This is a genomic window from Tissierella sp. MB52-C2, from assembly GCF_030931715.1.
In the GTDB taxonomy this organism is placed as follows: Bacteria; Bacillota; Clostridia; order Tissierellales; family Tissierellaceae; genus Tissierella.
This window is the reverse complement of the sequence record NZ_CP133261.1, coordinates 1,132,369-1,144,502: the sequence shown is the minus strand read 5'-3', so window position 1 is coordinate 1,144,502 and position 12,134 is coordinate 1,132,369. Positions and strand designations below refer to the sequence as shown.

Annotated in this window: 9 protein-coding genes; all 9 read right to left on the bottom strand. The window is 27.9% G+C overall.

The window, feature by feature from the left end; translation table 11 throughout:
- Positions 1-129 precede the first annotated feature (129 nt).
- The gene (locus RBU61_RS05595; RefSeq protein WP_308878630.1) at positions 130-741 is read right to left on the bottom strand and encodes a response regulator transcription factor; all 612 of its coding nucleotides are present in this window, start codon (positions 739-741) and stop codon (positions 130-132) included.
- Positions 719-2,371 carry a hypothetical protein gene (locus RBU61_RS05590; protein ID WP_308878629.1) on the bottom strand — a complete coding sequence of 551 codons (1,653 nt, stop codon included), beginning with the start codon at positions 2,369-2,371 and terminating at the stop codon, positions 719-721. The genes RBU61_RS05595 and RBU61_RS05590 overlap by 23 nt, the downstream gene beginning before the upstream one ends.
- Entirely contained in the window at positions 2,372-5,179 is a 2,808-nt protein-coding gene (lanM, locus tag RBU61_RS05585; protein ID WP_308878628.1) for a type 2 lanthipeptide synthetase LanM, read from the bottom strand.
- Positions 5,180-5,979: 800 nt separating this feature from the next.
- Complete coding sequence (locus RBU61_RS05580) at positions 5,980-8,361, bottom strand: FtsX-like permease family protein (RefSeq protein ID WP_308878627.1); 2,382 nt, start codon at positions 8,359-8,361, stop codon at positions 5,980-5,982.
- Entirely contained in the window at positions 8,331-9,035 is a 705-nt protein-coding gene (locus RBU61_RS05575) for an ABC transporter ATP-binding protein (RefSeq protein WP_308878626.1), read from the bottom strand. The genes RBU61_RS05580 and RBU61_RS05575 overlap by 31 nt, the downstream gene beginning before the upstream one ends.
- A 218-nt stretch (positions 9,036-9,253) precedes the next feature.
- On the bottom strand, positions 9,254-9,409 hold the full coding sequence (locus RBU61_RS05570) for a hypothetical protein (RefSeq protein ID WP_308878625.1): 156 nt from the start codon (positions 9,407-9,409) through the stop codon (positions 9,254-9,256).
- A 56-nt stretch (positions 9,410-9,465) separates the two neighbouring features.
- Positions 9,466-9,630, bottom strand: a complete 165-nt coding sequence (locus RBU61_RS05565; RefSeq protein ID WP_308878624.1) for a hypothetical protein — start codon at positions 9,628-9,630, stop codon at positions 9,466-9,468.
- A gap of 159 nt (positions 9,631-9,789) precedes the next feature.
- On the bottom strand, positions 9,790-11,022 hold the full coding sequence (locus tag RBU61_RS05560; protein WP_308878623.1) for a radical SAM/SPASM domain-containing protein: 1,233 nt from the start codon (positions 11,020-11,022) through the stop codon (positions 9,790-9,792).
- Positions 11,015-12,115 carry a radical SAM/SPASM domain-containing protein gene (locus RBU61_RS05555; protein WP_308878622.1) on the bottom strand — a complete coding sequence of 367 codons (1,101 nt, stop codon included), beginning with the start codon at positions 12,113-12,115 and terminating at the stop codon, positions 11,015-11,017. Before RBU61_RS05555 ends, RBU61_RS05560 begins: the two co-directional genes overlap by 8 nt.
- Between the last annotated feature and the right edge of the window lie 19 nt (positions 12,116-12,134).

Here is a 12,134-nt window from a genome sequence, read left to right as displayed (position 1 = left end):
TCCTTTTCTCTTTGTATCTTAATTATATTTAAAAATATAATTAATGTCAGCTAACTTTTGTACATACTATTAAAACTCTCCATAAAAAAACACGGAATTAGATATCTAATCCCATGCCTAAAAGTAAATTTAAAAAAAGTTTGGTTTTATATATCCCAATTCCAACGCCTTATTTACCATCTCTTGATAATTTCTTATATCCAATTTCTCATAAATTCTATTTAATGTTACAGCTAATGAACTTACTGATATATGACATTCGTTAGCAACTTCTTTTCTTGAAAGTCCTGAACTGTATAAGATTAATATTTCTTTCTCCCGTTCTGTTAATTCATCCATATAAACAGTTTCTTCTCTAAATACACTCTCTCCAGCATATACCTTCTTAAGTTTCTCTATTAGGACTTCCGTATAATCATCCTTACATACAAACCCCTTGGCACCAATTTTTTTGGCTTCTATTTCATATCCTGGCATATCAAATCCTGTTAACATAACTATCTTCAATGTCTCGTCCTTTTCTAAAAGTTCTTTTGTAATTGTGAGTCCATCTTTATTTCCAGTAATTTTTTTAATATTTATATCCATTAAAATAATATCATATTCATTATTTAATATTCTATACTTTATCATATCTATATCTTCTAGTACATCTACTCTTTCAATATTTCCATCTCTTTCTAAAGTAATTTTTAAGCTTTCACTAAACATTCCATGATCATCTATTAATAAAATTTTCATACATCTTTTCTCCCTTAATCGGTATCGTAATTTTTATATTAAGTATAGATTCATCAAATTCCCCCTCACTAATTAAACTATCTGAATCTACAGATGAGTTTATATCTAGAGTCCCATTTAATCTATCTATATCACTCTTTATGATTTTAAGCCCTCTGCTATCAATGTTTATAATGGTTCCATTATCAAGATAATCTCCATAATTTGTCACACTTAAAATAATCTTATTCTTATCCGCTTCAAGCTCTATGATAGAATATTCTCCTTTAGAATGCTTAAAGATATTGGTAGTTAATTCATGAATCATTCTGTAAATTATCAAATCATATGGCGGGCTTAAGAACAATTTACCATCACAAACAAAGTCTACCAATATATTATTAATATTAAATCTATTTTTCAAAGACTTAATAAGGTTGTAATAATTTTCTGCTAAATTTAAATCATAATTTATATAAGGCTTATATAAACTTATTTGTCCTCTTGTTGTATTAATAATCTTATCAACAACTTTAAAGATTTTTTCATTTGGAGACATTTTATAATGATCAAGAAGTTCTTTTTTTACATATATAGTATCTTGTAATATCTCATCATGTAAAAAACCTGCAACACGCTCTTTATATAACTCCTCTTTCTTAAAATCAGCAACATTATCTTTGATTATGTTCTTAAACAAACCAAAAGTTTCCGATTCACTTTGCATATCATTATTTTTATTAATCGCTAGCCTTATATAATAATCTAATATCTGAGATTGCTTTAATATTATAATAAAACTGAAAATCGTAAAAATACCTATTTTCAGTCTTTCCTTACTACAGTATATATATCCCATAACAAAAATCAAACCAATTATAGTATTTCGATTTATATTATATTTTTTATTTTTTATTAATTCCCAGAATCCTAAAGTTGATAGAATTAAATAACTCATAACAAGTTCTATTATATTTAAATAGATATAAATGTCATAGTTATGTATTCCTCTTTCTGAGCTTGTTGTAAAAAAACCTGATACAAGAAATATAGTGTTCACTAAAGCTATAAATAAAAATACAGGGAATAAATGTTTACCATAGTTCTTAATCTTTTTATAATTGTATATTAAAGAAATAATAGGATAAATACTAATAATTAAAAATGTTATTTGATAAATCAACATATACATATCTTTTTTAAATAATCCTAGTACTATGCCTATAGTCCATAAAATAATTATTATATATTTATAAAATAACCCTCTACTTATCTTTTGTGTTAAAATATCTTGACTTATATTCAATATCATAAATAATACAATAAGTTGAATATAGTTATAGCTACCCTCATAGTTTCTTAAATAACTCAAATCTATCAGTAAAAAAAAACTTAAAATAGTTGTTACTACACAATAATAATACATTGTTTTATTATTTCTAGTATTCAATAATAAAACTAGATAAGCAATAGCACTATAAATTAAAGCTAAATATATTGATAAATATTCTATAATATTATATTCATTCTTTTTTAATGCTTTAAATGTTAAGAGATATAACAGCATCTGGATAAAAATATAGATTGTAAGTAGCGTTCCCCTATCAATGTTTTTTTTGGGGGCTTTTATTGGTATTTTTTGAGTATTCATTTAAACCTCCAATAATAATACAGATGGATATTTTTTTGGATTTGATAATCTTAGAAATTCATATCCCATTCCAGATAATCCTAACATAAAATTTGGACTATTAAATTCTTGACCTACACCACTTTTATATTCTTGGCTACCTTCATTCCTTTTTATTATTTCATTCGCTTTAATAATAGCCTGATTATATAAATCTATATCATTGTTCTCTTTATATACTTCTAACAACAACTCCATATTTCCTAGATTTCCATGACATAGACAATCACTATCACGATATAAACCATTCTTCTTGACAGCTTTCAAAGCTTTATCAATATCATCAAAAGTATCTATAAAATCTTTATTCTTTAATCTTGATAGCCCGATACCAGTTGCCCCATGGCACCAATGTATAGGAGAGTCATTTATACTTAAATCACCCTGACTTCTTAAATCCATCCAATTCTCAATATCACTATTATAATAATTGTTTTCTATTTTTATTAAATTATCAACTATATATATACTTTCTTTATAATTCGTCATCTTATATAGTTTACCCAGTGCATAGGATACCCCAGCCAAGCCATGAGAAAATCCTGATATCATAAGTTCATTGTTACTACCTTTTTTCCAATAAGCTGACTTCCCCTCTATTTTAATATTTGAAATTATATCTTTTCCCACCTCTATAGATAAGTGTTCTAATTCTCTATCTTGACTTAACTCAAATATATTCAAAATCACCACAAGAATACCAGCTAACCCATCAATAATGTCGTATGAAATGTTTTGCAAAATCTTTGCCTTATATTTTTTTACAATATCAACACTCTCTTCAAGCATATTCTTGTATCCTATTTGCTTATACAAAAACGCATACAAATATGCTATAGAAATCATTCCATTAAATGCTGAAGGAGGTATGTTTTTTATATTCCCAACATCTAATTTTATTGTATTTAATATCTTATACAATATTTCTTTGTACCTTATATCAACTGTTGCAAGATATAAACTGGAAAAGAATATTGCATTCCCTGCTAAACCATTATATAGGGATACCCCTTGTGAACCAATGGTCCAAGTAGGGAATGTATTTTGAATGTCTAACCAATTAATTGTTTTTGTTCTTTCATGAAAAACAGCTTTACTAATTAGCATATCACCTATTTTTATAGCAGATTCTATCACAAGTTGATTGTTATTATCTATATATTTAATTATATTATCATCACTTTTATTCCTAACAGTATTCCAAGTCTTTTTTGGTTTAGCCATAGATTTTAATATAAAGTCTATTTGAATATTTAGATCTTCTTGATTTAGATTTTTAATTCTTTCATTTACTGCCATTAGTGGTGTTTGTTTTAGAATAAAACAATCATCTCCATTAGAATTATATACAGTATTATCATTAATATATCCATAAAAATACGGTATATCATCATTTAGTAAGTCTACTAATTCTGATTGATAAACTTTTTTAAGTATATAATCTTTATCTGTATTAAAAAGAAGATGATATAATCTATCTAAATCTGACTTATTTTTCAAATATTTAGGATTTCTACTCATTTCAAGAATTATAGCATATAGATTTGTATTTCTAAAAAGATACCTTGGAGAAATTCCTTTAAATAATTCTCCTGAATTTATTAACCCTAAAAGTTCTTCTTTGTTATCTTTAAGTAATATATATCCTTCTTTAAATCCTTCTATTATTTCTTTAATATAATCTTTTGGATTAATAAAATTATCTTCTATTTGTCCAATATTGCTTTTTCTTGCCATTATACCGTCTTCTCTTATAACTTCAACAGCATCAGTAAATTGATTGGAAATTTTAACTTTACCATTTTTTATTATCTGTTTACCTTGTCCCACTATACCTGAAATATCTACTTCAGAATCATGGAATTTACTAGGTGTGGGAAAAAGTTGTGTGCTTAAAACAGACTCACTAATTTTTTTATTTATAATGTCACTAACAGTTTTTACCTCTAAATTACTTTTTTGAAACCCATCTAATTGAAAAATCGTTTCTAAATCTATTATGTGTGGGAACTCCCCACTTACAATAATATTCTCCATATGCAAATCTTCTATTCTAAAAGCATAAGATATAGCTGCTAGGATACCCATTCTATAATAAAGATTTTGAATTTCTAGTTTTGATTTACATGACTTGTTATCTATATATTCTTGCCAATGATATTCTTCTTTATCTAATGTCTTAATAGTATCTATTTTTAACGATAAACCTTTGGAGTTAAACCAGTTAATAAAATTACTCCACGAAATATCTATTTTTCCAGAACGTGGTTTATAAATTATCTTTTTATTATCAACTTCTATTATACAAACTGATTTTAGACCCCTATGGTAATCCGAAACTCCATATGTTATATTACAATCTTTTATGTCTCCAATACTAAATCCAAACTTCTTATCAATTTCGTCCTTATCTTTTCCAACTCTACTTTTTAAATCATTATAATTTATTATGTGATTCTGAAGAATTTTATTTAATCTTGGTTTTAATAATGGATACATTTTATCAACTAATTCATGAAATTCTTCTGTTAATGAATATTGAGCAAAGTTTTCATATCTTTCTTTTGGAACATCTCCTATCAAAAGTTGCTCTTTTTTAAAAGCCCAAAAAATAGTTAACAATGTCTTTATTGAATTGTTTTGAACCTGTTCTAATAAGTAATCATAAAATCCCAGGTTAAAATATTCTTTACTTAATCTATTCTCTGCCAAGTGATTTTCTAGATAACTATTTATATACCCTTCAAATTGAATCTTTTTATCTCCCAATATCTTTCACCCACTTACTTAAATTTCTATTATTAATAAATATACCAAAGATCAATCACCTTTTCTTTTGGATGAGGTATGTTTAAATCAGTTTAAAATTATTATTTAGATCATATTGGTTTCCTTCTATTATTATTTATATAAAGAAAATCTATTTATGCATTATGATGTCATTCTATTATAGTATATTTTCTTAAATATTCCAGCTAACTTTTGTTTGATGTTTTTTGATTTTGCTATAGGATATACCGTTTTAATAATTATTAGCATCAGCAAGCACAGCAAATGTAGCGTGATTGACTGTAACTTCATTTTAATTCCTCATTTCAAGTTCTAAGAATTAAGTTGTTATAGCCAAATACTAGCTAATCCCTAAAGTCAAAGTATAAGTATTGAAAGATATACGAATATGGTTTTCCCTACTCATAACACCATAGTGTTAATTTTTCCTATCACAAACATAACAATGGATATGCATATCACCATCTCTCTACAAATAGGTTCACAATGACTCCCATCTCGGTCTGTGAAAAAGACAGCTAATTCCTTGGTGGATAACCTGTCTTTTTTACTGTTTAGCATTATTTTTCAAAAATATCGGTTAGAAAAGTTACTGTCATTTTCCCTGTAACCTGATTCTTTGCTAATTAATCCGCATCTGATAAGGTCAGCTATCCTCCTCGTTACTGTAACCCTTGACATAAAAGTATCCTTTGCAATAGTGTTTATGACTGGCCTGCATTCACTTTTTGTATCAGTTCTATTTTTTATGGTAGTTTTCAAATAACTTAGTATCTAAGTTAATTTTTTACTCTCTGGACTAATGGTTTTCTTTCAAGATATCTTATACTATACTGTAACAATATCTCTTCGATTATAAATATTACTATAATATAAATCATCATCTCTATAAAAGGAAAAACGTAAGGCAATCTCCCAAATATCGGATTATTCCTTATAATGTGGTACACAATCAATGAAAGTATACCGCCTCCTATGGCTGAAATGATACTTATACTCCCGAGGTAGTATAAATTCTCATTCCGTATCATTTGAATTAATTGTTTCTCGTCTAATCCTACAATCTGCATTGTGCTGATTTCTACAACTCTGCTAATAACATTTGTTATTAACGTGTTTATCAAATTCATTATTCCCATAAAAATAATTAAAAAGGTAATGCCATATGCCACCCTTTTTGTAGACCTAACAGCTATTTCATATGCTCCAATACTATCTTGCAACGTATCCATCTCCAATTCTTCTGTTCCTATTATATTTCGAAGAAGTTTTTCTGCTTCCTTTTGAGAATTCAAATCCTTATTTTGAAGTTCAACAGTGAATCGATAATTGTAATTATCAAGAGGTTGTATATTTTGCAATATTGATTCGGGAACAAATAAAAAAGCATTTTCACTTTCATAAGCCGAAATAATTCCCATAACCTTTAATTCTAATTCGCCATTTACTGTTTTAACTTGAATAGAATCGTTCAACTTAACATCCCATCCATAAACTTCCTTGAAAGTTCCAGGACTTTTTATAATTACTCCATTCTCTCTTTCTAATTCTACTCCATCCACAGTTCCATCTAGGAGATATTTCTTAAAAGCATCTTCCGCTTCCTGATGATAACCTTCAATATTAGAATAACTGCTACCTCCTTGATTAATCACAACTTCTGCCAATGTACCTTTATATTCTCTAACACTTTTTATGTTGGGCAGTACCTCTATTTTTTTGATAAGTTCGTTATCAATTGGATTATTTTGTTGCAATATTCGATAGTTTTCTACATTATCATGTTCTTTCCCACTGTTTTCCTGTGACAAAAATATCTTAAATTCCTCATTTGGATATGATTGACGAGCCAATATCTCCGTGTCAATAGAACGTATGTGGGATGCGGCGGTAATAAATAGTATTCCTGCAATTCCCAGGGAAATAATGATACCTTTTCTTTTTTTGGGGTCTCTTCCAGTGTTTAATAAAGCTAAAAATTTAGGTGTTACCTTATATCGCTCTTTGCGATTTATAATATGGCTTTCTCCAAAAGAAGAACTAAAAGCTTCTTGGGGAGAAATCACTTTGATTCTTCTCATAGGAATTCTCAAGGATAAAAACACAACTAAGCTGACATATAGAACAGTCAGTATGAGGCTTTTTCCAGTAGCTATTAGATTTTTTTCAAATATTAGTCGAAACCCATTGGGCAACACAAAACCAGCAATTAAAATGCTGCAAGAAACACCTATAAAAATTCCCCTCGTAGCAAGGTAGATACCCCTTTGATATAGGATTTTCTTTACCTGTTTTTTATCTGCTCCAATAAGTCTAAGAAGGCCTATCTCACGAGTATCCTGTAATACAAAAATATAAAATATATTATAAAGAATCATATATGCTGCAAAAGCCAACAGCACTCCTACACCTATCGCCGCCAATGTCTGTGAAGGTGAAAAGCCCCTTACATAGCTGAAATAAGCTGAGAAATAATTCACCTTTTCTACTTGATTTTCATCTGCAATTGATTGGATAAGTGTTTTTAATTCCTCTTCTCCATAAGAAGATGCGTCTTTTATCTTCAATTGAGCATAGTATTGTGTTTTATCACCATATTGTTCTACATAATCTCTTGAAACAAGGACTACATACAATCTTGGCGCACTCTCTTTTTGAATAATGCCGGATATGGTGTATTCTTCCTCCACGCCATTTCCTAAATCCAATTTAAGTTTCTGCCCAATCTCTTCAGGTAACTCTAGATGGTTCAAATAATCTTTAGGAACAATAATTTCATTTTTGCCAGACGGTTCTTTCCCTTCAATATCCGAAAGGCTTGCCATATCTCTCAAATCAGCATCCATATAGCTTACTCTTATTTTATAATCTTGCCGACTGTATTCTCCCATAATATTTCCCATTCCAGCTTTTTCTACATATTCATGTTCTTTTAGTTTATTAATATTCGTAATATCAAAGTTTAAAAAAGTAGCCTGATGTGAGTTGAATATTCTATCTTCTACGATGGTCCTCATCCCTGCCAGATACAAGGAGGTTGTAAGAACAAATACTGTAATTATAAAAATAGTGAGGCCTATAAAAAAAGATTTCATTTTATTTGAATAGATCCCTCGAACAGCATAACTTTTTAAAAATCCTCTATCTCTTGCCTTTTGCATATTATTTTCTCCTTTACAATTTTTCCATCCAAGATTTCTAAAATTCTATTCGCTTTCTTTGCTAATTCTAAATTGTGAGTTATCATTAGTATTGTTTGATTAAAACGCTGGTTAGATTCTATCAATAGATTTATAATATTCTCTCCATTTTTATGATCCAAGTTTCCAGTAGGCTCATCAGCTAAAATAATCTTAGGTTTTGTAATTAAGGCTCTTGCTATTGCTACTCTTTGTTGTTGCCCCCCTGACAACTTAGCTGGAAATTCCTCTAACTTATCATCAATTCCTACAGTACTTACTATTTCATTAAAATATTCTTCGTCATATTGCCTATCATCCAAATCCAATGGTAATAAAATATTTTCCCTGACATTCAAAATCGAAACCAAATTATAATTTTGAAATATAAATCCAATATGTTTTCTTCTAAATCTTGTAAGTTCGTCGTTTGTTAATTCGTTGATATCTTGGTTCGCAATAATTATTTCACCTGAAGTCGGACGATCTACTCCCCCTATTAAATTTAGTAAGGTGGTTTTGCCACTGCCTGAATCTCCTATAATAGAAACGAACTCTCCTTCATCAATAAATAATTCAATATCATCTACTGCTTTAACAATGTTTGGTTCTTCACCAAAATATTTTTTTAAATAATTTATTTTAACTATTTGCATACGGCACCTCCTCTGAATTTATTAAACATATATAATAAAACCCACTAACTTGGATACATTCAATATTGTGATATAATTGATAAAACATCATTATTAGTATGTATTTTTACTTGAAGCTAAATTTTTTTCTTACATTGTCATAGCCAATGACTTTCCATGCTTAAAGCAAGAAAATTTAATCATACCTACTGTACAAACTAGTAGGTATGATCTAATCATTAGTTAGCGTCTGTTATCCACGGGGTATTGTTTATACAATCATATAAGCAATGGATTTTAATAGAACCGCAAGGGTTACCATAAATATTAACTTCTTCCTTTGTTAATTCTTCATTTGTTAATTTTTCATTTTCTAATAAGATTTTTTCATCCATAAAAGATTCTCCTTTCTTTATATTTTTCCTTGGGAAATACTAACTTACTTGTAATCTTACCACGCATCTGTGATCCATGGCGATAAATCAGGACAATCTACAAAACAACCTATTCTAGGATCTCCACAATACATTCCATATACATTAACTTCCTCTACAGTTAATTCTTCGCTTACAATAGCCTCTTCTTTGCTTTTTAAAACTAGTTCCTTTTCGTTCATAATTTCCCTCCTTAAACCTTAGATTTGAATTCCTATGCTGTCTATTGTTGTTAGATAAGTTGTAACCTTCAACATTTTTAGACAGCCAAATCTTATATTATTTATTTAACCTCCTTCTTTAGATTTATGTAATATATATAGGAATATAGTACATACAATTTAATTTTTGTATTTTAATTCATAATAATTTACAAAACTGGTTAGATTATTTCGAAATGCTTTTTTAAAATCATAATATAATATGTAATAATCAACCCAAAATTTTCTTAAAATACAATCTGACAAATTTTCTTTAGAATCTTTTGCTAAACAATATCCTCCACAATGGTAGATATATTCGCAATCATTACATATTCCATTTTGATTTAATACGAATTTTTGTTTGTATTTTGACGAATTCATTAGTTTCTTGTAAGCTTTTAATACATTATCGAAGTTATCTTCATCTATATTTCCAATACAATAACATGACTCAGTGGTAGAATGACATGGATAAATATTACCGTTAGGATAAACAGTTAATATGCTTCCAAATGCACCACAAGGTTTAGTGATTTTCAATCCCGAAAAAAAGGTGTAATTTAGAATTTCAATATCTTTGTTTTCTTTATTTAATAAATATCTAGCTAGATTGTAATAGACCTTTAACTTCTCCTCTCCTGATAATATATTTAAATCATTTAATTTCGCACTTCCAAATCCTGCTATGAAATTCAACACAAATCCAACCTTTTTATCTAAAACTAAATCGACAACTTTATATAATTTATTGTAATTACCATCAAATAAAAAGGACAAACTAAGATCACATCCTGATTTAATTAAATAGTCCAAACTATTATCTAGTTTTCCAATTTCATCATAGTGGCTTGTACTAATTTCTATACAATCAACATCTTTAAGACATCTATCAATTATCTCTTCATTTAATAACAAACCATTAGATTGTAATACAATTTTAGCTGTTGTATGTTTTTTTAATAATTCAATTACTTCTCCAAGTTTTCCATATATAAGAGGTTCCCCACCTGTTAAAATAATTTTTCTAGGATTAGATTGTTTTATCAAATCAATAAGTTTGTTTTTTATTCTATTTATATCTAATTCTAAATTATCCATCTCACTAGAACTATCACATCCTAAAGCACAAAAAGTACAACCTAGATTACATTTTTCCGTTAATATTATGTATAAAGTGTTTATATTTATATCAAATGGCTTGTCCAATACATTTTTATTTGTTGATATTTTTCTTGAAAAATTATATAAAGTTTCACCATCTAATTTATTATATTTTTCTATAGGAATAGAGAACATAGTTTCATTTTCGAAATTAGTTACTAATACTTTATTCTCAACTTTTAATATATGTAAATTATCATTCTTAAACATTACTATTCATCCTCTCATAAAATTTCCGAAAAGATTCTTCTTGTTCTTTGCCAATTTTATTTTTAAACATATCAAAAACTATCTTTGTTTCTAAACACTTAATTTGTACCGGTTTATAAATATCACCATTTATTTCAAAATTCTCAATAATACAGCCTCGTGCACTACAATGACTTAAATAGGAGCAATCCATACATTCATTATAGATACTCTGTTTTCTTATCAAGTTTCTTATTTTATCTGGATATAAACCTTTGTCTTCTGCTCCAATTAAAAAATCTCTATTTTCAACTTCTTTACATGTATATATCTGACCATCAACATTTATATATGAAGAGTATAATCCAGCTCTACATCCATAGAACTCAACATCAGTAAAATAATTTCTTAATTTTTTCTCTATAAAAAACCAATAAAAGCTATCCCCCTCCATCTTTTTTGTGATATAGTAATCAAATGCCAAATTTATTTGCTCTTTTAAAATCTCCAGGTAAGGGGTATCCCAATCATCATATATATTAATACCGGACTCTAATCTTTTAAAACCTAAATTATGTATATGAATAATTGTATCTTTCAGTTTGTCTACATTATTTTTTGTTATTACATTTGCAACAGAGCATTTTTTGCCTGTAGCCTTTTCATAATCTCTAATTAAGTCTAATTTATCTACTACATCGTTATAGCTACCACTTCCATCATTGTAAAATCTGTTTAAATTGTGTACACTTTCTGAGCCATCTAAGCTAATTTTTAAATCAAATCTCTCTTTTATAAAAAAATCCATCATCTCTTTATTTAATAACGTCCCATTAATAATAGTATTATAAAAAACAGATATTCCTTTCTCTTCGCACTTTCTATTAGTTAAGTTGACAGTATATACCATGTTGTCATATGCCATTAAAGGCTCTCCTCCAATTAAACAAACATCTAATTTCTTATCATATTGTTTTACAGCTTCATTAATACATATGTCAATAGACCTTTCAATTGTATTTTTAGTCATCAATTTATTTTTTTTAGATCCTAAATAGCAATATTTACAAGTCATATTACAAGCATTGATAAGTTCTAATGTTAGAAAATACATTTCTTACCTCCATAACCTT